We start from the raw sequence: 23,421 nt of genomic DNA on the forward strand, positions 1-23,421 counted from the left end.
CCACGTCTGCTCTTCTTGCGAACGGCGAACACCGCCTCCCTCCCCATGAAACTCTCCAATGCAAACGTCCCCCTCTCTCGCCGCACATTCCTCGGTCAGCTCGGCGCTGCCGGTGCTGTCGCCGTCTCACCCAACCTCCTGCGCGCCGCTGAACCGCAGCGGAAGCTCAACATCGCCCTCGCCGGACTGGGCAACTATTCCACGGGCCAGTTGGGCCCCGCCCTGCGCCTGACCAGGCATTGTCGCCTCGCGGGCGTCGTGACCGGCTCGCGCGACAAGGGGCTGAAATGGGCCGGTGACTTCGGATTTCCGAAGACGAGCGTCTACAACTACGACACCATGGCACAACTGGCCGACAATCCGGACATCGACGCGGTCTACGTGGTGACGCCCAACAGCCTGCACGCCGAACACACGATCGCCGCCGCAAGGGCGGGCAAGCATGTGATCTGCGAAAAGCCAATGGGAATCAGTGTGGCGGAGTGCGACGCCATGCTCGCCGCCTGCAGGAAGGCCGGCAAACGCCTCTCGATCGGCTACCGGCTCCACTATGATCCGTACCACCGCGAGATGGTCCGCCTCGCCCGCCCGGAGAATTTCGGTCCCTTCACCAGAATGCGCGGGCGTTTCTCATTCCGGATGCGGGGACGCCCCTGGCGTGCGATCCGAAAATTTTCCGGTGGCGGCCCGCTGATGGACGTGGGCATCTACGTCGTGCAGGCGGCGTGCATGGCGGCAGGAGGCATCGCTCCGCTCGCTGTGACCGCCCATGAGATCCTGCCGAAGAAATCGCCCGAAATCTTTCAGGACGTTGAGGAAACCATAGCCTGGACCCTGGAGTTTCCAGATGGTGTCACCTGCGACTCGCGCTGCAGCTACGCGGAGGCCGAAAACACCTTCCATGCGGAAAGCGAGAAAGGTTGGATCGATTTTACGAGAACCTTCGGCTATCGTGATCTCGCCGCAACCACGAGCCTGGGGCCGCTCAGTTTCCGAAATCCCGAGGCTAATCAGCAGGCGCTTCAGATGGATGCCTTCGCGCGCGATGTGATGGACGACACACCCAGCCTGGTGCCGGGAGAAATGGGCCGCCGCGACATGGTCATCATCGAGGCAATCTACGCCTCCGCCGCCGGCGGCGGAAAACGAATCACGATCAAAGTCTGACGCCACAACGGGGCGACTCAACCCCGGCCCATGGCAACGCCATGGACTCAGGAGTGCACGACCGATAGGGACAGGCCGCACCGCTCGCTCGGCCATGCCTCAGCCCCAACGGGGCGATTCAACCCCAGCCCATGGCAACGCCATGGGTTCACAGGCGAACCGAAAATAGAGAGCCCTGAAGGGGCGACACAATTCTCTCGAATCTATTTCCGCTGTCCATAGCACCGTTCAGCGCTCGCGATCGTCGATTTCCGCGCTTGCAAAAATGAAAGGAGGGGGCGCGCTTCGTCGTGCCCTGGGGACGTATGTCGCAAGACGCCGCCGGCTCAATTCCCCCTCGGCATCTCACAATGTGATCTCAATTGTCGATGTACCCGGTTACGGTTCGTTTTACCGAGCGAAATTCCCATCATAGGTGCGATGACGCTCCGGCAGCGGCGCGGCTTGGCTGGTGACATTCGTGCCGAGGCAACCAACACGCGCGGTCAATTAGTCGCGTCCGTTGTAGGTGAAGTGCCGGTACGTGGCGTCGCCATAGTCAGCACAGGTCGCGCCCTCCCGCAGTTTCTTGGTCATCTCGAACACCACAAACATTCGGGGCCGACTCCCTGGAAGTTCCCCGCGCAGTCGCGGAGCACGCGGAGGGAGAGAAGGGTGGCTCGGGCTTCCAGCCCGCAGTCATCTTGAGGATCAATCGGAAGGTGGAATGCAGAGGTCAGCGATCGGAATGGTTTCACGCGGAGCCGCGGAGCCGCGGAGCACGCGGAGACAGGAGAGAACAGCAGGGAAGTTTCAATTCCGATGGAGGGGCGCGCTCCGTCGTGACCAGGGAGCGTTCATCGCGCAACGGCGCCAGAAATTTTTCCCCAGAGAACGAGAAACGCGGAACAGAAGAACACAGCAAGACCGATCACCCACCGCATCGAGAACGCCTGGATCCTTCGGCCGGCCCCTCATTGTCATTCAAGCCTCTTCCGCAGTCTCCGAGCCCCAACGGGGCGAACCAACCCCAGCCCATGGCAACGCCATGGGTTCAGGGACCAACAAAAACCAAGAGCCCTGAAAGGGCGGCCCAAACACCCGTCGTCGGAACCAAAACTTTCACGATTCTTTGATCCATGCCACGTGAACTACGGCGTTGGGGACAGACTGATGTGCGGCTGGATAGGGACAGGTTGTTATTCCGCCTTGAGGCGTTTGGGATGGCGATTGTGGCACTCGGCTGGCGTCGCGCTTGCATCAAGTGAGAAAGGCCTTGCGCGAAAAATCTTTCGCCGAAGTTTCCGCAGCTCACGCAATTGGGGCGATGAGAGAAAAATTTCATTGCGGACCTTGAGGAGTGTCGGCTGATCTCGCAGCGCACCAAGGCTCTGATCTCTCCCCCGATCATCGCGTTCACAGAGGCTTCGTGCCGCACCCCATGTTCGCCCCCCCCCCCACACACACAAGCTGCGGAGTTGTAGTCTGTTACCGCGGCGATCGCACCGGCAGGTAACGAACAATTGGGAGAGTCTGCCTGAAGCGCAAAGTCAGCGCTTTCACGTCTCCGGCACAGCTTCGCGAACGGGGTTGTGTTCGATCGCGCAACTCTTGTTTCTCGCCTTCGGCTTCTGCTGCCACTCAGCCGTCGCTCAAAACGCGCTGATCGCGTTCGTTGATCCTCTCGTCAGCACCTATTCGCCACCGAGAGTGACGGTCATGGTCCGTCCGGATGGGACGGTTTGGAACTGGGGCACGTGGACTCTTGGGCAGCCGATTTTGCTGCCTGCCACCGTGAGCGGCTTGACAGGAGCAGTCGCCGTCTCATCCGGACTGGCGCATGTCCTCGTCCTGAAAAGCGACGGATCCGTGTGGAGCTGGGGGAACAACGCTTCCGGGCAGTTGGGCGACGGCACGACCACCAGTCGGACAAGCCCCGTGCAGGTGTCCGGGTTGACGAGTGTCGTCGCAATCGCCGCCGGCGGCGATCACAGTCTCGCGCTGCGCAGCGATGGTACGCTCTGGGCATGGGGACTCAATTCCAGCGGAGAGTTGGGCGATGGAACCACCACCAACCGGACCTCTCCGGTCCAGATTTCGAGTCTGTCTTCCGTCGCGGTGATCGCGGCGGGAGCGAATCATTCACTCGTCGCAAAGTCCGACGGGACCGCCTGGGCATGGGGCGCAAATACTAATGGAAAACTCGGGGATGGAACAGCCACGAACCGCACCTCACCGGTGCAGGTTAGCGGACTGACAGGAGTTGTGGCCGTCGCCGCGGGCGGGGAACACAGTCTGGCGGCCAAGACCGATGGAACTGCGCGGGCCTGGGGTGCAAACGCCTCCGGACAGTTGGGGGATGGCACAACGACGACGCGCTACACGTCGGTCCAAGTGTCGAGCCTGTCAGGCATCACGCTTGTTCGCGCCGGAAAGGAATCGAGCTTCGCAAGGAAGAGTGACGGCACGGCATGGGCTTGGGGCGGGAATGGTTACAACCAGCTTGGTCTCGGCGGTGGCGGAAACCGCACAACCGCCGTGTCTATTTCCGGGCTGACAGACGTCGTTAACCTTGCCGCGGGAAGATTCAATGGCGCGGCAATCCTCGGAAATGATTCTGCGCGAGTGTGGGGCGACAACTACAGCGGTCAGATTGGTGATGGCACAACCACCACACGCACGACGCCGGTGTGGCCGATCTTCTACAATGCGCCCGACCGTCTGCTGGAAAAATTTGTCTGCATCCAGGAGAACCTCAACTATGCCGCGGACACCGTGCACCCGCTGCCATCGGGCACCTACCGCATTGTCGTCAAGGGGTGGGGTGCCGGGGGTGGCGGCAGTCTTCCGCCCTACAGCCAGAATCTTGGCGGCGGCGGTGCGTTTGCGGAATTTTCCCTGGAGCGTCCGGGTGGCTCCTCCGTGACTCTCACTCCGGGCCGCGGGCTGCTTGCAGGCGGCGAGAAAACCAGGTTCTCCTACGCCAGCCCTCCCGTTGCGACGATCGCCGGCGGAGGCGGTGCAGGCACCGCTGCCAATGCCCACGGTGGCGGGGGAGGCGCAGCGTCCGGTGAAAACGGCGGGCCGGGCTTGGGTTCGTCAGGAGGAGGCGGTGCCACCTCGAGCGCCAATGGAAACAATGGACCGGGCGACTCCAGTTCGCCGGATGGCAATCCCAACTACCGATACGGTGGCGCAGGCGGCGAAGGCTACTATTCGGGAGGCTCCGGAGGCAGCGGAACGACCCAAGGTGGCGGCGGTGGTGGTGGCGGCAGTTCAAAAATCGACACCGCCTACTATCCGACGGTGGTCATCGCGAAACAGGAGGGAGCAACCGGATACATCCCCGGAGGAGTCGCCGATCCCGACTACCCCGGAAGCAATGTCGGTTACGGAGGATCCGATGGCAAAGGCGGCAACGGAGCCATCGTTCTGCTCAGCTACTCAAAGACAGCGCCGCCGCTCGTCACCATTCCCCTGTCGGCCACCTGGACAATTGGTCAGCCGCTCAGCTTTCAACTGACGGCGACAAACTCCCTCGCGCATTATGCGATGACGAACATCCCGCCGGGTCTCAGCCTCAACCGGGGCACCGGGCTGTTGACGGGCACTCCGACGGCGACGGGCGTCTACAATTCGACGATCACTGTCGAGGACGCTTATGGCACGGGGCAGGCAAACGCGGTGTGGACCATCGCCTTACCGGGATCCGACACGGTGTCGCCTTCGGTGCCGTCGGATTTTCAGTTCGAAACCCTGTCGGACACCTCGTTTCGCCTGATGTGGCAGGCCACCGACAATGTCGGTGTCACGGGTTACGAGGTGAGGCGCAACGGCACGCTGTACGAATCGGTATCCTCAGCGAGCAGCATTGTCTCCGGCGGCACCGCGGGTCTCACCTACACCATGACGGTGCGCGCCCGCGATGCGGCGGGCAACTGGTCCGCATGGAGTGCCGGCTACAATGTGCTTCAGGGCACGATCGGCGCACCCACCCCGCCAACCGCACTCAACTACGCCGATCGCACGGACACCTCGATCACGCTCATCTGGGCGGAATCGACCGGGTCCCCGCCGGTTGTCGCTTATGCCGTCTATCGCGGCGGACTCCAAATCGCAACCGTCGGCGACCGGGTGTACACCGACACCGGCCTCTCGGCGAACACGTCCTACACCTACACGGTGAAGGCGCTAAATTCAGCGGGCATCCTCTCGGCTGCGAGCGCTGCGCAAAACATCTCGACGACCAACGACACCTCGACCGACAGCGATCACGACGGGGTGCCGAACGCGTTTGAAGCCGTGCTCGGCACGAATGCGAACAGCGCGAATCCCAACGATTCCGGCAATCAGACCCAGTTGAAAATCAACCAGCCCCAAAAATGAAACTCCGCGCCGCTCTTTCCTCCGCCTGCCTCGTGCTCGCGGCCACGCTTTCTCTCTTCGCCGCACCGCCGGAAAAGTCCCCGGCCCTGCTCGACACCCCGGAAATCAACGCACGCGGGCGCGCGCTGCAGGAGGCCGACATGCCGCAGCTTCAAGCCGCGCGCAGCGCGCTCAGTTCGGGTGACATCACCGAAACGGAAATCGCCCTCGGAGGTTTGGTGAAATCCCTCCCGGGCTCCGCAGGCTGGCACCGGGGAATGGCCGGGGAGCTTGTCCAACTGGCCGAAACATCGGCAAAGCCCGATGGCAGAATCAGCCCGCGCACGCTTTTCCAGAAGGCGGAACTGCATCTTCTGGAAGCTTTCAAGAAAGCACAGACGCCCCTGCAGAAGGCCGGTGTCCAGATCGCCCTCGGCGCACTCTACGAGCGGCGACTCGCCGACCGGACAAAGGCGCGCGAAGCCTACGAGGCGGCAGCCCGGCTCGCTCCCGAGTTTCCGGCGGCGACCGAGAATGCCGACAGGCTCCGCAGGACTGAAGCGTACTACCAAAAGGTGAGGTCCGCCAAATCGCGCTGATCCGATGAAGTCGCCCCATTTCAATTGTCGTTTCGGCTTGCTCATAGCGGCCCTGCTCCTGCTTGGCGCAGGCTCCACCAGCTCCCTCCATGCGGAGGCGGAGGTGCCGCTGCATGTCCAAACCACAGCCTATGGGACCGTGCAGGGCAATGTGACCCTGTCCGGTACGTTCCTGCCAACGCTGCCCAACGGCAACGATGCCTACCGGACGGACAGCGCGACGGCGGATTCCAACAACTGGTCCCTGTATGTCGCGATCAACAATACGAAGGTCGAACTGGGCAAGAGCTACACGGTGAGCCTGTATGGCGACTACTTCGAGTATGCTCAGGTCAACATCGTCGTCCCGCAGGGCTTCCGCGCGGTGATCGACAATCAAGTGAGAACCTCGGCCGTCGTGCTGGGCGACTTTGTATTCAGAATCGAGCCGCTGCGCCAGCACCCCGGGCTCGCCGGATACGCCTCCGAGGTGTCGAGCGTGGGTGTGCTCTGGAGCCTGCCCTTGGGAAAACTGTCCAACGGTGGTTCGGCGGGGGAGTTGGTTTTCTCGGGAACAGGCCTCCAGAGCGACTGGAAGGATCTGCTCCTTGAGGGAATCAGCTACGAATCCACCTCGGATGAGGTGCAGGTTTTCAGGGATTCCCAAACCGGAAAAATCACCGATGTCCTGAGCCCGCAGTTGGGCGTGAAGATTGATCGCAACACTTACAACGGCACGACGGATATCACCTGCTATTCGTCCGTGAATCCGTACTATGTGCCCAATGGCACACCCCAGATTACGGGTCCCATTGTCGCCACCTATCGCATGGAAAAGGGAGCCACCGCGACCTCGCTGAAGATCACCAAAACGACCACGATCACCGAGGTGATGACGCTCTCCCGTTCGGGCACCTGGCCCAACTACCAGTGGGTGAAAACACCGTGGACCAAACTGAATACGACCCCGTTGAAGGAAATCACGACCCAGTCGACCGGCGTCAGCGGCGGGCGGACGGAATCGGTGGCTGTCCGAGTTCCGGGCGGCAGCAGCATCTACAATCTCTCGCGCACCTATGCAGACTCCAGTGCCGGCGAAATCCTGACCGCAGAAACCGTTGGTACCAGCAATGCGCTGACCGGCAGCTTTTCCTATTACACAACTCCGAGCGCGGCAACCTGGGGCAAACTCGATTCGGCCGCGCTTGGAACCGGCGGATGGGTGGCCAGCGACTACTACGGAACCTACCCCGGCTACGGCATGGTGAAACGAACGTACAAGCCCTATCTCGATTCACCGGCGACCGTCACTAAGAACCCGTCACTTGGCGAGGTGACGTATTACGAGTATGTCTACAATAGCTTCAACGGACCACCGCGGGTCTCGCTCGCGGAGCGAAGCATCAATGGGGTGGTTGTCTCAAGATCCACCAGCACCTTTGCCTACACCTTCGCCTATCTGGCAAGTTACGTCACGGAAACCCGCCAGACATCCGTCGCCTCCGGACAGACGCTGACGTCCGTCACCAGCACCTACGCGCCGGCATCGTCGTTCCTAGGCAACATGCCCCGATCGGCAAGCGGCCCCGATGGCGTCAAGAAGTCCTATCAGGACGCGATGGGCACCTTCGCGAACGGCACCTTCACGGGATCGAGTTCGGGCACGGACTCCTATTCGGCGGTGATCACGGGCTGCGCGACCGCAAGCTCCGAGACTGCGTCCTCGCCGTACAACGGCCCCGCCGGATACGGCATCCTGGGGAGCTTTGATCCAATTTACCTCGTGCCGAAGAAGTCGACCATGGAGGTGTCGATCCGCGACCGTCGCGCCCTGGTTCTGCGCACGGAACTGCACTGCTACACGGGAAGCGGCTGGCAGCGGGTGAGCCACGAGGACTTCACGTACAACGACAGCGCGCTCCTGACCTCCAGCGTCAAGAGCAACGGCGCCACGCAAAGCAGCGTTTACAGCGGTCAGCAGAAGACGAGCGACACCGATGAAACCGGTGTGACCAAAACCTATGAATACGACAACGCGGGCCGCCTGATCCGGGTGACGCGCACGGGCTTTGGCGGCATCAATGCGCTTTCGACCGCCTTCACCTATGACGCCATGGACCATGTGCTTTCGACAACGACCGCGGGTTGGGGCACAACAGAGACACTGGTCAAATCCGCGACGTATGACGATGCCGGTCGTGTGATTTCCGAGACGGAGCCGGGCCTGGGTGCCGTGACCCATGCCTACAACGTGCCTTCCCGCACGCACACGATAACGCGTCCCGATGGATCCACCGTCATCGACCAGACCTACCGCGACGGCCGCCTGGCCTCCCGCACGGGTACCGGCGTTGTTGCGGAATACTACGCCTTTGGTGTCGAAACCGACGGCCGCACCTGGTCGAGAAAGGATGTCGGCCTGTCCACCTCCACCCGCTGGACCAAGGCGTGGAGCGACTGGGCGGGCCGGGCGACCCGCTCGGAGCGGCCGGCGTTCACCGGCTTGCCGAACCTCGTTGAGGAGAATTTCTATGACGCAACCACCGGCCGGCTCTACAAGACAACGAAGAGCGGCTACGCGCCCACCCGGTTCGAGTACCATGCCCTGGGAGAGGTGAAACGCAGCGGACTCGATGTCGACGACAACGGCCTTGTGCCCGCGTCGAACGATCGCATCGAGGAGAGTGAGACGATGTTCGAGTCGTTCGAGGGCGCCTGGTGGTCCAAGGCGGAGAAACGCCGCTACCTGACCGCCGGAAGCGGCACGGTGACAACGGTCGAAATCGCACGCAAGCGCCTGACGGGCTTTCCCGCGAATCGGCAGAGCGAAACACAGTCGACCGATCCCAATGGCAACGTGACCATCGCGTTGGTCGATGTCGACCGCGCCGGACGCACTGTTGTGCGCACGACGAGCCGCGTCGGAATCGCCGGCAAACAGGTCGAAACCCTGGTCAATGGACTTCCCGTCCGTGCGCTCGACTTCAACGGACTGCTCATGTCGACCCAGTATGACGGGCTCATGCGCGTTTCCGCAGTGATCGATTCGCGCGGCAATGCAACCCGCACGGCCTACTACACCGGCTCCGCCCTGAAGCAGAGTGTCACCGACGCCGCGAATCACGCCATCGCCACCTACGGCTATGACACTTCCGGACGCGTCATCTGGCAGGCGGATGCGCTGGGTCACCTGACTCGCACGAGTTACTCCCTGCGTGCACAACCCCACCGCACCTGGGGCGGTGGCACTTATCCTGTCGAGTTTGGCTACGACGCCACGTTTGGCGATCGCACGAGCCAGAGCACTTTCCGGGGCGGCACGGGCTGGGATGGCGCCACCTGGCCCGGAAGCCCCGGCACAGCCGACACCACGACCTGGACATACGACGCGCCCTCCGGCCTCAACACGACCAAGACCGACCCCCTCGGCCGCGACGAGCGTTACACCTGGAATCTCCGCGGACAGCTCAACACCCGGGAGTGGTCCCGGCTGGTGACGATCGGTCCGGCCGCTGGTCAGCGTGTCAAAACGACCTACACCTACAGTGCCACCACGGGAGAACAGACGGCCATCGCCTACAACGACGGCCTCACGACGGATTTGACATACGCCTATTCGCGCACCGGCCTGCCGGACACGATCACCGACCGCACCGGCACGCGGACATTCACCTATCATCTGCCCTCGTCGACAGTGGTGGCTGAAGCATTGCCGACTGGCTACTTCGGCGGACGAAAGATCCTCTACAAACGCGAGTCGGTGCTCGCCGGTTTGATCGGACGGCCCATCGGCTACAAACTCGGCACCGTCGCCCTGCCTTCTCAGGACCAGGAGGTGACCTACGGCTACGAAAATCTCGACAGGCTCACATCCGTCAGTGTCGGCACGGCGAATGCGAGTGCTTGGAACACCTTCCGCTACACCTATCGCGAGGATTCGGATCTGATCGAAACCCTGACGGTGGACAACAGTCCCTTTGTCGTGATGCGGACCTATGAGGAGAACCGCGACCTGCTGACGAGCATCGAGTCGAAGTCGGGAAGCACGATCTACACGAAGTTCTCGTACACCTACGATGCGCGCCGTTTCCGCTCGACGGTATTGCAGGAGGGCACGGCGTATGCCGACTATGGCGACGCCACAAACCGCCAGTTTGCCTACAATGGACGCGGGGAGTTGACTGCGGGCATCGGCTACCTCGGGATCAATGTCACCAGCCAGGCTGCGCCCCTGCCAGGTCGCCGGCATGAATACGCCTACGATTCCATCGGCAACCGCCAGTGGTCGAACAGCACAGGCGTCAGCGCGCTGCGCGACGATTACACGGCCAATGCGCTGAACCAGTACGTGGCGCGTGAGAACAACACGCTATCACTCTCAGGTACGGCGACCACCGATGCGGTGGTCGCCGTCAAGGGCCGCACGGTGACGGCTGGGCGGCAAGGGCGGTTCTGGAGCGACGAGGTGACGGTTTCGAATGTGCTCGGTCCGTGGGCGGGTCCGCTTTCGGTCTACGCCACGAAGCCCTCGGGCGGGAGCAATGTCATGCGCATAGACTCGCGCGCGGCGCAGTTGCCCGCGGTGTCCCAGAGCTTCAGTTACGATCTCGATGGCAACACGCTCTCGGATGGGATCTGGGAGTACCAGTGGGATGCCGAGAACCGGCTTGTCCGCTTGGAAACAACGGTAGCTGCCAGAAGCGCCGGCTTCGCGCATCGCATCCTGAATTTCACGTACGACTACCTCGGACGCCGCGTCCAGAAGCAGGTGATGGACGGCGTCACCTCGACGGAGCTTTCGTCGCAACGCTTCATCTACAATGGCTGGGATGTGATCGCGGAATATTCCGTGTCGGCGGGCACGACCTTGGACAAGCTCCAGCGCACCTATGCGTGGGGCATTGACCTTGCGTCATCGCTGACAAAGGCTGGCGGCGTGGGCGCCCTGCTGCAATTTGCGAACACGCCGACCGGCCAGACCTACCTGCCGACCTACGACGGCAACGGCAACGTGGCGTCGCTCGTCAACCTCGGCACCGGAGCCCTCGCCGCGTCCTACGAATACACGCCTTTCGGCGAAATGCTCCGCGACGAAGTGCTGGACAACGCCGTCAGTACGTATGCCTTCAAGTTCTCGACCAAGTGGCGGGATGCGGAGACTGGTTGGTCGTATTATGGGCGACGGTACTATGACGCCAGAAATGGGCGGTTTATTGGGCGAGATCCCGCAGGGGAGAAGGGCGGATTGAATTTGTACGGGTTTGTTCAAAATGATGTAGTTAATAGAATCGACAAGAACGGATGTACACCTTTGATCAGTGCAGGGCTTAGCGCTTTGGTTGATTTCGGCGTCCAATTATACTTCAACGGTTGGGACCTCACAGAAGTCAACTATGCTCAAATTGGAGTTACTTTTGCAGTTGGACTGACTGGGTTTGGTGCGATTTCGGCGATGACTAGTGCTATAAAAGCTGCGAGACTGGCTAAGCTCGCAAAAACTGCTGAACGTATTTGGCAGAATCAAAATGGCACGCTTATTGGTCTTCCAATGACGACCATAGTTCGCCAAGAAGCCCTCGACGCAATTGTCGCAGAAGGGATGGCAGGAGTAGCGTTAGGTGCTGCAGCAGCAATAGTAGAGGAAGTCGGAAAAAAGTTGGTAGGCAGTGACAATGCGCCAAGTGATCAGGTCGATTCACAAGGCCCCGGCTCATCAAACCCGGCTCCTAGTGTGGAAAGGACTCTCTCCACAGGCTATAGAGTAGTGCAACCGTCGCCAGGGGACGACGGAGTTCGCGTATACTTCTTCAGCACTTCATTAAGATCAGCTAGCTCGTCGTCCGCGTCGGGTGAAATATTTGGACAAGGAATGGTCTCAGGGGCTCCCGCCATTGGGATGGCTCCAATGATAGTTACTCCAGATTCAAATCCTTCGAAGAGCGGTCAAGGTGGAACCAGTGGGTCTGGAAGCAAAGGGAATGACGGAAGAAAGAGTGACAATGATAGGAAAAGTGATGAAGAGGAAGAAGACGACGGAAATGCCATCTTTGTTTCCCCGTGGGAATTGAATATATCCGCGCACGATGATTTGGTAAAACTGAGGGAGCTTCATTTGAATTGATCATTGATATGCGTGAAGCGATAGATCAATTGCCTTGGCTTGGGAAATCCGTTTTGGCGAAAGCACTATTCTTAATCCTGGTAGTTGGATTGTATTTTGCTATTAATAGAGTCTTTGGTAAACAGAGAGAGCTGGGTAAGCGAGTGATTCTGTTTCTTGGAGGTGGAGCATTCACTATTATGGGTGTATTCTTGTTTTTATATGCATTTTCTATAATTTATACTAAAGGTCTTAAGGCGATGACGATTAGTCTTCTTGCCTCTGTTTTTGTTCTTTGTGGCCTGTGGCTCGTAATTGTGTCGCTATTTGCGTCCAATGGCTATGTTTCGAATGTACTTTATGATTTCCTGAGGGGATTGTAGAACACCCCCACAAGTCATTCCCGGTAGGGCTCAGCCAAAGGGGTCAAACTTGAATGGCGCTTAGATAAGGCGTAAAACTTTTTTGTTGAGAGGTTTGCGGCGGACTGGATCCGGGAAGCGAGCGCGCATGATTTGACGGGATAGCCTGTACATTTCCGCGAGGATTTTTTTGAGACGGCGGTGTTCGGCAATGGCTTGATCAAACCAGTCGGCCTGTTCCTCTGACAATGCGAGGCTGACTGTCTTTGCGTTCACTTTTGTTGACCAGTGAAAACGATTTCCAGGCCGGCCCGGGGGGCGTCGGTAAACTGAACCTTGGCTGAGGGGACCCAGGCTTGCGAGTTCGGCCCGAAGCTGGGCGTAGCGTTGTTCCAGTCTGTCAATCGAGGGCATCGAGGAATTGTTGGCGATCGAGGGGAACAAAGTCAACACAGGACTGTCGATATACGGCCACATGCAAACGACTCCCTATTTCCCCTCCATGCGGGCGCTCTGCGCCCCTTTGGGCTCCTGCCTCCGGCAGGCCGCCAGTTCAGCCGGTGACCTGGGCGGCCTGTCCGCTCTGTTCGGATCCTTTTTCCCAGGTCTGCTTGTTTCCTCTGAAAAAGGCCCGGGCAGCCGCAGGCGTCAGTTCGGAAGAGTGGACATCTTCTGGGCCTTTCTCGCCCAGGTGCTCAGGCGCGGTGATTCATGCCGGGCCGCCTTGATTCGCCTTCAGGCCGCCATGGTGGCGCGAGGCGCCGCCCGGCCTTCCGACAACACCAGCGCCTACTGCCAGGCTCGCCAGTCCCTTGATCTCTCTTGGCTTCAGTCGCTGTTCGCATCAGTCAACCGATGGTTCACTCCCCGCACTCCCGGCGACTGGCTCGGACGCACCGTGCGCATCATGGACGGGTCCTGTTTCTCGATGCCTGATTCAGCCGAAAACGCCCGCCAGTTTGACTATCCCGGATGCCAGAAGAAAGGCTGCGGCTTTCCTCTCGGAAAGTTTGTCGGGTTGTTCTGCCTTCACAGCGGTCACCTGATCACTTTCGCCTACGCAACATGGAAGACCCATGAGCTCACGCTGGCCAGAATGATCACCCACCATCTCAAGCCCGGAATGTCCTCTCGCCGACCGCCTCTACTGCGGCTATGAGTTTCTCCCGAGCTGCTGCGCAGAAGGGTCGACTTCGTCATCCGCCTTCATGGTTCTCGCAAGACCATTCGCAACGGCTGCGGCAGCTGGTGCGAAACCTTCAAGCGCGGACCGAAATCCAAGGGAGTTTCCCTCGAGCGCCTCCAGCGCATGCCCGGTCAGATCACCGTGCGCCTTGTCCGCTTCAAGGCACCCTGTCGCGGATACCGCACACAAACCATGACAATCGCCACCTCCCTGTTGGATCGCTCTGCGTTTCCCGATCACGCCATCGCGGCATTGTACATGCAGCGCTGGCACATCGAATTGCACTACCGCCAGATCAAGACCAATCTCGGACTGGATGTTCTTCGCGGGCTTTCCCCCGCCACAGTCGAGCGGGAGCTTTGGATGCACGCCATCGCCTACAATCTGATCCGCGCACTCATGCTCAAGGGCGCATTGACCGGCCAGATTCCCGTGGCGCGCCTCAGTTTCAAGGGCACCCTCGATCTTCTCATGAGCTGGGCGCCACTTGCGACACGCAAGCGACTCCTGCGTCATTTGAAGCAGGAACTGATTGATCGCATCATCTTCGATCTCGTCCCCTTCCGCCCCGGTCGCTCCGAACCACGGGCAAAAAAGCGCCGACCGAAAAACTACCAGTTCCTCACCAAACCTCGTCACATCTTCCGCGTATCTGCTTCTCGTGCCCTCAAATAATGCTTCCCTTCTCGCAACCATCACTGGATCGCTCCCCCTCGGGGCTTAACTTAGCGCCATTCGGGTCAAACTTCACCTTTGGCATTATTCAATCCCAAGTGGCCATGAATACGCCTACGACTCCATCGGCAACCGGCAGTAGTCCAACAGCACCGGAGTCAGCGGGCTACGCGACGACTACACGGCCAATGCGCTCAATCAGTACGTGGCGCGTGAGAACAACACGCTCTCCCTATCGGGCACTGCTACGACCGATTCGGTCGTGGCGGTCAAGGGCCGCACCGCGACGGCTGGGCGGCAGGGGCGGTTCTGGAGCGACGAGGTGACGGTCTCGAACGTGCTCGGTCCTTGGGCGGGTCCGCTTGCGGTTTACGCGACGAACCCTGCGGGCGGGAGCAATGTGATGCGCATAGACTCGCGCGCGGCGCAGTTGCCCGCGGTGTCCCAGAGCTTCAGTTACGATCTCGATGGCAACACGCTCTCGGATGGGATCTGGGAGTACCAATGGGATGCCGAGAACCGGCTCGTTCGTCTGGAAACAACAGTAGCCGCCAGAACCGCAGGCTTCGCGCATCGCATCCTTAATTTCACGTACGACTACCTCGGGCGCCGCGTCCAGAAGCAGGTGATGGACGGCGTCACCTCGACGGAAATTTCATCGCAGCGCTTCATCTACAATGGCTGGGATGTGATCGCGGAATATTCCGTGTCGGCGGGCACAACTTTGGACAAGCTCCAGCGCACCTACGCGTGGGGCATTGACCTTGCGTCATCGCTGACAAAGGCTGGCGGCGTGGGAGCCCTGCTGCAATTTGCGAACACGCCAACCGGCCAGAGCTACCTGCCGACCTACGACGGCAGGAACGTGGCGTCCCTCGTCAACCTCGGCACGGGAGCCCTCGCGGCCGCCTACGAATACACCCCTTCGGCGAAATGCTCCGCGACGAGGTGCTGGACAATGCCGTCAGTACGTATGCCTTCAAGTTCTCGTCCAAGTGGTGGGACGCCGAGACCGGCTGGTCGTATTATGGGCGAAGGTATTATGACGCGAGGATGGGGCGGTTCGTCGGAAGGGATCCAATTGGGGAGGAAGGTGGGATCAACCTGTATGCTTTCGTGAGAAACAATCCGGTTGATCGCTGGGATATGCTGGGCATGGAAGATCCGGTGACTTTTGATCCGTTTGAGTATTTGGCTAGTTTGCCGGAGAACTTGAGAAACGATCTACAACTGCGTTTGGCTACCAACACCGGCCTCGCGGACTGGTTTTTCGGCGGCCAAGGATCGTATTTTGACGATGAAGGCGATGAAATGAATCTCGGGAATCTGTTCGGCGACGGTTCGATGAACTTGATGTATGACGGTATAGCTTCCGGCACGATCGATTCTTTTGGTGTGAGCAATGCAATGATTGCCGGTCGCCAGTTGGATCTGCTCGCAGAGGCAGCAAGAAATCTGCAGGTCCCGAACAGTGGAGGCCTTGCGGCAATCGGAAAGGCATCGCAGTTTGGAACGGGCACCTTGTTGAAGCCAGGAGCGGTTCCCGAGGTCGATGCGATGCTCACAAACGACAATGTCGTAAACCAACTCGGCGTACTGTATGGGCTAAACCAGAACTACGGTATCCAGCAGAACGGTGGTAACGTTAGCGTGACTGAGTTCTTTGCCACCATTAACGGCACCTCTGCTACGTCGAATACATTGTACGGGAACACAATCACACTCTCATCGACTGACTTCGATGCTGGTGGCTGGACCGCCTCAGTCACACCCAGATTCACGATGGTCGATTTGACGGCTGTTGCACACACCCATCCAATCAACGGGGTGCCAAGCGATGGACATGACTTTGCTTTCCAGTTGCCTGTTCTCAGCTCAAGTGGTGTATGGTCGATTATTGTAACACCATCGAACGTCTACTTCACCGGTCCCCAACAAGGGCAGTATTATTACTTGCCAGCGTCGGACTTCATCAACGCGGGGAAAGCAAATAACACAACGGTCACGATTCCTGCGCAGCCTCTCCCCGGCCCATGAAAACGACCAACCGCCATGTTTTCCTCGTCGCATTGAACGTGCTGACGGCCTTGGTGCAGTTGGGAGCAGACGAGCCAAAAGCAAAGAAAGAGGAGCAAGTGCAATTAGAACCGTTTGCCCACGAATTTTACTGGGAGACCTTCGTCGTTACGAAGGACGCGCCCGTATCGCCGGATGGGCGTTATCGCCTGAAGAAAGTCACTCGCTGCGGTTTGGTCGAATTGATCTTTTCGTCCTCTCCGACTGAATCGGAAACCATTGTGGTGAAGCCGACACCGAAAAAACCGAAGAAAGGTGCGCGTCCTCCGACCATCGTGGTTGTCGAATCAGACGCCAAAGCTCAGACAGCGACGATCAAAGAGCTTCGGATGAATAGTCATTTCCACAGGGTCGGCCCCGAACGTTTGTGGTGATCAAGAAGGCCGAGAGCACTCGAGGCGGGTTCCGCCTACCTGAACTTTGGCGACGCCACCAACCGACAGTTTGCCTACAATGGGCACAGCCAAAGGGGTCAAACTTCACCTTTCGCACTTTTGAAGACCAAACGACCATCGGTAATTTTAACGGCATGAAGGAGTCATTCTCAATGGGTCGACCCTAACGTTTGTGGTGTTCGAGATGACCATGAATGCTGCAGTAGGGCTCCGCATATACGGGCTATGGCGACGCCACAAACCGCCAGTTTGCCTGCAATGGACGCGGGGAATTGACCGCGGGCATCGGCTACCTCGGCACGAATGTGACGAGCCAGGCCGCGCGGCTGCCGGAGTGTCATCGCGCCTGTGATGGGAATTTCACTCGGAAAAACGAGCCGTAATCGGGTACATCGGCAATTGAGATCACATTGTGCGATGCTGTGGGGGAATTGAGCCGGCGGCGTCTCGCGACGTACGTCCCCTGGTCACGACTGAGCGTGCCCCTGCTATGAAGCCGTAATGGGCAAGCGAAAAAAGCTACGCCCTTCGCACGCTATGGACGTGCGTTGAAAAAAGAGAATTGGGATTGTGGCGCCGGGGACGTTCTCCGCCGCTGACACGTCAGCGCAACTGACGGTCCAACCTGCTATCCAAAGCGCGTGATGTGCGCCGTTAAGATGACTTATGCGGAAAGAGTAGTGGCGGAAACAAAGCGGTTCGATCTCCAAGACGGGGTTCACCCAAGGGGCACGACGAACACACTCCGCCCCCGCCACCAAAGTCCCATTTAGGCGCTCAACCCACTTTCAGGCCCAGCTGTTCGGGCGTGCAGCGACCGGTGTGGATGCGCCATAAATCGATTGCGAGCCGTCGCGCGACTGCGACCACGGCTCGTTTGCGTCCACGGGCGCCGAGCGCCTGGCGCAGTTTTTTCAGCGGAGGGTAGTCGGGCTGCCAGCGCAGCAGACGCCAGGCGGCCTCGACGAGCAGGTGACGCATTCGAGGGTTTCCGTGCTTGGAGATGCTGCCCTGACGGCGACGTGTCCCCGTCGAGTACTCACTCGGGCACAATCCGCTGTACCCTCCCACCTTTCGACGACCGCCAAAGCGGGCCCAATCGCACACCTCCATTCCCAGGAGTGTGTTCGTGAGCAGACCCAGTCCTTTCACCAGAATCTGTTTCTCGCCCATACTCTCAACCCGCTTGGTCCACGCTTCTATCTCGGATTCAAAATGCAGCGCTTGACGCTGCCAGGTCTCTATCCGTGCGCGCAGCTCCGGCGGCAATGTCTTCGCCAGCTCACTCCAGGCCTTGGGATGCCACCAGTCTGGATCCGCCTGCACACCGGCGGTCAGCATCAAGCCGTGACCCCGCACCACACAGCGCTGGCGCTCCTTCACCAGCATTCCCCGCTGCCGACCCAACGCTCGAGTCTCTTCCTGTTCCTCCGTCGGAACGTACACCACCGAAAAGGCAGTGGTGCTGCCTCGCAGGTATCGGTCCAGCGCATCACAGATCTCCCGGGCATCCCTGCGATCAGTTTTCACACGCCTGCCTTCCGCGTCCCATTTCCGAGGCACGATCACCCGATTGCGCGCTCCCATCTGGATCAACTTGCGATGCAACCCGTATCCGCACGGTCCGGCCTCGTAGCAACTCTCCACACGGTGTCCTGCAGCGATCAGCCCCGCAACCAGATCCAGCAACTCTTTGTGCGTCATTCTGCACACTGGCTTCGGCTGCTGCCCGTCATTCTGACGGCAGACCACCACATCCCTAGCGTGCAGATCCAGCCCCAACTTAACCGTCATCGCCATCTCGACAGCGACACGCTCACCATCTATTTTATGTATGTTATTATTCATAACGCCGACAGGTTGGCTGCTTTTCAGCCGCCTGTCGGCTACATGTCATCTCCATTCCTTTTTTCAAGAGGAGCCATTTCTACAGGGTCAGCCCCGAATGGCGCTAAGACAAGCCGCGAGGGGTAGCGATCCGGTGATGATTGCGAGAAGGCGTGCACTATTTGAGCGCACGAGAGGAAGAGACGCGAAAGAGGGACTGTAAACGGGTCAGTCTTTGCATCGCGCAGAGCCAGACTAAATCGCCTGTTGTGTGAATCGATCTTGAGCGGATGATGCCGGGAGCGGCGGGATGGCGGGAGTGGAGGCTCTCGGTTTTCAGCATTCGGTGGGCCGGATGCCCGGGGAGAACGGAAGTTTGCAGTTGCACGAAAGCCTTATGTGCTACATCTTCTGTAGCACAATGAAGACGACGACCGTGCGCGAACTCCGCAACAACTATTCCAAGGTACTGAAATGGGTCTCGGCCGGACAGGAAGTCCAGGTGACGCGGCGGGGCAAGGTCGTGGCGAAGGTCGTGCTGCCAGACGAACCTTCCCTCAAGGTGGATTGGTCTCAGAGTGCGGCGCTGCGGATCACTGCTGAGGACAAGATCCTGACCGCCAGGCAGAGCGAACGTCTGCTCAAGGAAGCCCAGGGCAATTGCTGACCCGTGCTCTGCGCCGATACCAGTTTCTTGTTTTCCCTCTACCGGAAGGACGTCCATACGGCGGCTGCGGCGGCGTTCCTTGTCAAGGCTGCCGAGCCTCTGGCGTTGTCGGCCTTGAATGAATACGAGCTGTGCAATGCGCTCCGTTTTGCGGAATTCCGGGGGTTGCTGCCCCCCGGCGAGGCGGTCCGTCGCCTGCGGGCATTTGCGGAGGACCGTGCCACCGGTCGCTGGCACTACAGCGCGATTGCACTTGATGAAATCGTGGCGCAGGCAGGGGTCATATCGGAGCTGCATACCGTCAAGCGCGGGCATCGCGCATTCGACATCCTCCATGTCGCCCACGCGAAGCTGGCAAGACCGAAGGTGTTCCTCAGTTTCGACGTGAATCAGGTCTTGTTGGCGAAGCTGGTGGGGTTGCCTGTCAGGCCTTGATCCTGCCCACGGCCGCTGCTGGGTCGCCGCCTTCGCATCGGTGATGAGGAATTTCTCTCGGAAAAACAAGCCATTGCCGGGTGCGGCGACAATTGGGATCAAATCGTGCGATGCTGATTAGGAATTGAACTGGCGGCGTCTCGCGACGTACGTCCCCTGGGCACGACGGAGCGCGCCCCTCCATTCTTTTTGTAAGTGCGGAAATTGATCATCGCGGGCGCTCTATAATGGCCTGCGCACTGGACTCTCGGACTTCATCAAGTCCTGTTCCGCGTTTCGATCCGGTTTGAACGCCTGGCCGCGGCGAATGCGCGGCGGGCGGTGGCGAACACGGTGCCTGCATGCACGCGCGCCGAACGCGGCCCAAATCGAAGTCTCTCCAAATCCTCCCGCGCGCGCACCATCTGCGGGTGACTGCGAAATGCCACGGATTGCGTTCGAATTCGCTGCAGCCAGCGGGCCGCCTCCTTTCGCACCGGCTCGCGATCCCCACGCGGGTGCCAGACAAACAGGAGCCTCCATGCCCAGCTCCGCCGCGCGGCTGACACCAGCCAGAACGCAGTCACCGCCAGGAAAAGCAGCAGGCTGTGAATCACCAGGCGTCGCGTGCTCCAAGGTTCGAGAAGCCAGTTCCTCGCCTGTGCATACCCGCTTCGAGCAGCCTTGTCCATCCACGTCAGCATGCGGTCAATCCCCCTCAGGGTTTCATAGGTCATCTCTCCCTGCGCCTCCCCATCGAAACTGATCACCCGCCGGTACCAGATGACCCGCAATCCATCGAGTTTCGCACCCCACCCGCTTTCGACAGGCCGGTCGCGCATTTCGGCAGCCGCAATCTCCCGAGCAGGCTCCCCCACCGCGGCAGTTGTCCCGGGTGTGGGATCGACCCGGATCCATGCGTCCCGCCCATTCCAGATCTCACACCAGGCATGCGCCTGCGTGTGGCGGACGATCAGGCTGTTGCTGAAGGTGTTCCATGCCCCTCCCTTGAATCCGGTGACAACGCGAACCGGAAACCCGGCGGCGTTCGCCAGGAGCGCAAATGAGCCGGCAAAGTACTCACAATGCCCGGGTGTGCCCGACTGGAGCCACCGCACCAGCGGGTCATCGCCGCCCGCAGGCAGTGTCGACTGAAGCGAATAGGCGTGTCGCCCCCAGAGCCATTCGCACGCCTTTCGTGAGAATTCCTCCGCTCCGAGCGCGACGTCGCCTGAAAACTCGCGCACCATGCCGCTGAGGACACTCTCGGCGCCGGCATTCACGCGCATTCCGCGGAATCCCGGCACATGGCTGCCCGTGCTCCCGCGTGCGGTAAAACCAGGGTCAGGAAGGATCGCACTCATCCGGTGACCGTGAATCTGGTATCCAAGCAGCTCCGACGGTTCCGCCTTCAAGGCGACAAGGCGCAGCGCACGGTTGAATGAGAACGAGACTGGCCGGCTGAAATCGATGCGGCCGAATGAGCCTCCGAGCGGCAGATAGCGGCTCACCCCGGGTTCCAGAAAGATGCTCCATACGCCATTGTCCCCGGGTCCCGATCCCTGCCGCCCGCCGACAGACTGCACGAGTTCGTGTGTGGATTCCGAAAGGTAACGGCTGAGCTCGGCGGACATCCTGAATCCATCTTTTGAATACTCATCCAGCACAACCATCCGCCAGTAAGGCGTGCCGGGAATCAGCGAGGGGTCGCTGACGTCCACTGTCATCGCGATGCCGTCATCCTCCTGAATGTCGGTGACATCCCCGAAGCTGACGGTATCGGAAAATCCCGTCATCGTCGTCTTGCTGACCAGGCGATCGAGCAGAAAATCGTTTCCAATCTCGAATCGCGGGATTGCAAAAAACAAAAGTCCCGAGGACCCCAGCAGTCCTCCAAACAACAGGCTTCCAAGCAGCAGAATGCGCCAGTCCAGCACGGCACAAATTCGTTGGAGGAGCGTCCTCCATCTGACCTTGGCAGCCCAAGAAGGCACCGCTTGGGATGCGGCATCTGTCGATGGGGTAGAACCATCCGGACCGGTTCCCCTCCCCATTTCCGTCCCGCCGGATATCGTTGCCAGGAGGAGCAAGGCGAGTCCGCACACGGCGAACGCCAGTATCTGGGCGACAAAAAGCGGTGACGCGGAATAGACTCCCGACGCAACCACCAGCAGGAGCCCAAGGAGGATGAGCTGCAGGTCCTCGCGGGTGCGCCGATACGCAATCAGTCGAAGAACAATGAGCAGCAGTTCCGCCCGCACGAGGGACGGAAACGGCTGCCTGTTCATATGGAGGTCAAAGGCGAGATAGAGGCCAACAACCAGGAACGCGAGCCGGTGAACGGCCAACGGTATGCGGGCGGGAATCGATGGCCAGATCAGGACTGCGGCAGCCGCAATGAAAACGAGCGTGGTCGAAAATCGAAAATCAAGGCCGAGGTGGCAGACGCTCCACGCGGAAATCGACGCAAGAAGCGAACCCAGCGCCCATTTGAGCTGCTGCAGCTCCTCCCACTTAAGCTGCGGCCGCTTTTTGACCATGAACATATGCGGCCACCCCGCGCATCCCAAGTGGAGCGAAGGTCAGCACATTTCTGAGCGGCCGGCGACCAGCCATTGATTCTGAACCAGCAGAGCTTCCCGCAAGATCCGCCAGACGCACCTGCGACGGAGCCAACACCGCGAGCTCATCAAGAAAAACCTCGACATCGCTCAGGCGCCGCGCCCGCCGGACCGGGCCATATCCCACAGCCAGCGAGTCGAGGTGGCCCGCTCTGAAAAGATCCTCCGCCAGGGAACCCGCAAACCGCAGCAGAAGCTCGAACTGATCGGGTCGGTACCAGAGATCCGCAATGGGATTCAGCCAGATCGAGAACCCTTCCTCGCTCTCGGCGGAAAATTGCCTCACGAGCAGCTGGCCTGCCCTGGCGCTCGCCTTCCAGTGGATGAGGCGATAGGAGTCTCCGCGGACATAGGAGCGCAGGCCATGCAGGTCCCCCCCGTGTCCATGCCGGGCTAGGGCGCGGCCCTGCGGGGAGCGGGTTCGCGACAGGATCGGAAAACGAAGGTAGTTCAGCGGAGCGGGCCACACAATGACATCGCGCCGCAAACCGCCGCGAAAACGCTTCCTCAGAAATCCAAACGGAAACACTGAAACAACACTGGAAAGCTCGACAGGCACGGCGCCACGGTGGTCCGGCCGCCAAATCCACTCCAGCCGTATCCGGCCGCCGCCTGGTTCAAGTCTCTCAGTCAGTGGGAGCACGACAGGCGGGTTGCTCCGGGTGCCGGCGCGAAGCTCAAAGGACAATCCATAGGACGGCAGCATCCGCTTCCGGTTGCGCACTTCGAGGATCAGCAGCGTCTCCACGCCAGCGCGCAATGTCGGCTCGATTCGAAGCCGCCAAGCGACTTTCGCGAGATTCAGCCAGGATAGCACGCCGCTCAAGAGAATGCACGAGAGCAGGACCGAAAGTGCGATGAACAGGATGTTGCTCGCCGTATTGTACGCCGCAAAGCCGATGCCAAGCGAAAGCGCAATCAACACCACTCCCGAAAGCGTGGGCACGACACGATGATCCGGTGATGGCATGAGCATCCTCCACACGAACCTCCGCCACTTGAAGTGCGG

At 60.0% G+C, this 23,421-nt stretch carries 15 protein-coding genes; 11 read left to right on the plus strand and 4 right to left on the minus strand.

The genetic code is table 11. The features are described 5' to 3' along the window. The first annotated feature begins 45 nt into the window (after nt 1-45). The 5 genes from HS122_00910 (at nt 46) to HS122_00930 (ending at nt 12,572) form a co-directional block, all read left to right on the plus strand. Nucleotides 46-1,167, plus strand: a complete 1,122-nt coding sequence (locus tag HS122_00910; protein ID MBE7536955.1) for a Gfo/Idh/MocA family oxidoreductase — start codon at nt 46-48, stop codon at nt 1,165-1,167. 1,590 nt (nt 1,168-2,757) lie between these two features. Then, nucleotides 2,758-5,532: a putative Ig domain-containing protein gene (locus HS122_00915; protein MBE7536956.1), complete on the plus strand. Its 2,775-nt coding sequence runs from the start codon at nt 2,758-2,760 to the stop codon at nt 5,530-5,532. Further along, nucleotides 5,529-6,110: a hypothetical protein gene (locus HS122_00920; GenBank protein ID MBE7536957.1), complete on the plus strand. Its 582-nt coding sequence runs from the start codon at nt 5,529-5,531 to the stop codon at nt 6,108-6,110. Before HS122_00915 ends, HS122_00920 begins: the two co-directional genes overlap by 4 nt. Before the next feature lie 4 nt (nt 6,111-6,114). Then, nucleotides 6,115-12,210 carry an RHS repeat-associated core domain-containing protein gene (locus HS122_00925; GenBank protein ID MBE7536958.1) on the plus strand — a complete coding sequence of 2,032 codons (6,096 nt, stop codon included), beginning with the start codon at nt 6,115-6,117 and terminating at the stop codon, nt 12,208-12,210. An 8-nt stretch (nt 12,211-12,218) separates the two neighbouring features. Next, nucleotides 12,219-12,572, plus strand: a complete 354-nt coding sequence (locus HS122_00930) for a hypothetical protein (GenBank protein MBE7536959.1) — start codon at nt 12,219-12,221, stop codon at nt 12,570-12,572. Between the two features lie 60 nt (nt 12,573-12,632). On the opposite strand, the gene HS122_00935 is transcribed toward HS122_00930, so the two are convergent. Continuing rightward, nucleotides 12,633-12,965: a hypothetical protein gene (locus HS122_00935; GenBank protein MBE7536960.1), complete on the minus strand. Its 333-nt coding sequence runs from the start codon at nt 12,963-12,965 to the stop codon at nt 12,633-12,635. A gap of 61 nt (nt 12,966-13,026) precedes the next feature. Here HS122_00935 and HS122_00940 point away from each other — a divergent pair, with 61 nt between their 5' ends. From HS122_00940 to HS122_00955, 4 genes are all read left to right on the plus strand, one after another. Then, nucleotides 13,027-13,710 carry a hypothetical protein gene (locus HS122_00940; protein MBE7536961.1) on the plus strand — a complete coding sequence of 228 codons (684 nt, stop codon included), beginning with the start codon at nt 13,027-13,029 and terminating at the stop codon, nt 13,708-13,710. A gap of 12 nt (nt 13,711-13,722) precedes the next feature. After that, nucleotides 13,723-14,412 carry a transposase gene (locus HS122_00945; protein MBE7536962.1) on the plus strand — a complete coding sequence of 230 codons (690 nt, stop codon included), beginning with the start codon at nt 13,723-13,725 and terminating at the stop codon, nt 14,410-14,412. 933 nt (nt 14,413-15,345) lie between these two features. Then, entirely contained in the window at nt 15,346-16,449 is a 1,104-nt protein-coding gene (locus HS122_00950; protein MBE7536963.1) for an RHS repeat-associated core domain-containing protein, read from the plus strand. Next, nucleotides 16,446-16,862 carry a hypothetical protein gene (locus HS122_00955; protein ID MBE7536964.1) on the plus strand — a complete coding sequence of 139 codons (417 nt, stop codon included), beginning with the start codon at nt 16,446-16,448 and terminating at the stop codon, nt 16,860-16,862. Before HS122_00950 ends, HS122_00955 begins: the two co-directional genes overlap by 4 nt. A 798-nt stretch (nt 16,863-17,660) precedes the next feature. Here HS122_00955 and HS122_00960 read toward each other — a convergent pair. After that, a complete protein-coding gene (locus HS122_00960) occupies nt 17,661-18,731 on the minus strand; it encodes an IS110 family transposase (protein ID MBE7536965.1) in 1,071 nt (356 codons plus the stop codon). A 400-nt stretch (nt 18,732-19,131) separates the two neighbouring features. Between HS122_00960 and HS122_00965 the strand changes: the two genes are divergently transcribed. Further along, nucleotides 19,132-19,377, plus strand: coding sequence for a type II toxin-antitoxin system prevent-host-death family antitoxin (locus HS122_00965; protein ID MBE7536966.1), 246 nt, complete (start codon nt 19,132-19,134; stop codon nt 19,375-19,377). A gap of 27 nt (nt 19,378-19,404) precedes the next feature. Continuing rightward, nucleotides 19,405-19,812, plus strand: a complete 408-nt coding sequence (locus HS122_00970) for a PIN domain-containing protein (protein ID MBE7536967.1) — start codon at nt 19,405-19,407, stop codon at nt 19,810-19,812. A gap of 257 nt (nt 19,813-20,069) precedes the next feature. Here the strand turns inward: HS122_00970 and HS122_00975 are convergent, their stop codons facing one another. Both HS122_00975 and HS122_00980 read right to left on the minus strand, forming a co-directional pair. After that, a complete protein-coding gene (locus HS122_00975) occupies nt 20,070-22,331 on the minus strand; it encodes a DUF3488 domain-containing protein (GenBank protein ID MBE7536968.1) in 2,262 nt (753 codons plus the stop codon). Then, nucleotides 22,306-23,382, minus strand: coding sequence for a DUF58 domain-containing protein (locus tag HS122_00980; GenBank protein MBE7536969.1), 1,077 nt, complete (start codon nt 23,380-23,382; stop codon nt 22,306-22,308). Before HS122_00980 ends, HS122_00975 begins: the two co-directional genes overlap by 26 nt. Nucleotides 23,383-23,421 lie beyond the last annotated feature (39 nt).

Source organism: Opitutaceae bacterium, assembly GCA_015075305.1.
Classification (GTDB): domain Bacteria; phylum Verrucomicrobiota; class Verrucomicrobiia; order Opitutales; family Opitutaceae; genus UBA6669.

Excerpts from the sequence above, each read along its gene's own strand:
- HS122_00935 (MBE7536960.1), bottom strand. The coding sequence starts at position 12,965 with ATGCCCTCGATTGACAGACTGGAACAACGCTACGCCCAGCTTCGGGCC.
- HS122_00910 (MBE7536955.1), top strand. The coding sequence starts at position 46 with ATGAAACTCTCCAATGCAAACGTCCCCCTCTCTCGCCGCACATTCCTC.
- HS122_00920 (MBE7536957.1), top strand. The coding sequence starts at position 5,529 with ATGAAACTCCGCGCCGCTCTTTCCTCCGCCTGCCTCGTGCTCGCGGCC.
- HS122_00925 (MBE7536958.1), top strand. The coding sequence starts at position 6,115 with ATGAAGTCGCCCCATTTCAATTGTCGTTTCGGCTTGCTCATAGCGGCC.
- HS122_00955 (MBE7536964.1), top strand. The coding sequence starts at position 16,446 with ATGAAAACGACCAACCGCCATGTTTTCCTCGTCGCATTGAACGTGCTG.
- HS122_00975 (MBE7536968.1), bottom strand. The coding sequence starts at position 22,331 with ATGGTCAAAAAGCGGCCGCAGCTTAAGTGGGAGGAGCTGCAGCAGCTC.
- HS122_00960 (MBE7536965.1), bottom strand. The coding sequence starts at position 18,731 with ATGAATAATAACATACATAAAATAGATGGTGAGCGTGTCGCTGTCGAG.
- HS122_00940 (MBE7536961.1), top strand. The coding sequence starts at position 13,027 with ATGCAAACGACTCCCTATTTCCCCTCCATGCGGGCGCTCTGCGCCCCT.
- HS122_00930 (MBE7536959.1), top strand. The coding sequence starts at position 12,219 with ATGCGTGAAGCGATAGATCAATTGCCTTGGCTTGGGAAATCCGTTTTG.
- HS122_00980 (MBE7536969.1), bottom strand. The coding sequence starts at position 23,382 with ATGCCATCACCGGATCATCGTGTCGTGCCCACGCTTTCGGGAGTGGTG.
- HS122_00965 (MBE7536966.1), top strand. The coding sequence starts at position 19,132 with ATGAAGACGACGACCGTGCGCGAACTCCGCAACAACTATTCCAAGGTA.
- HS122_00950 (MBE7536963.1), top strand. The coding sequence starts at position 15,346 with ATGCTCCGCGACGAGGTGCTGGACAATGCCGTCAGTACGTATGCCTTC.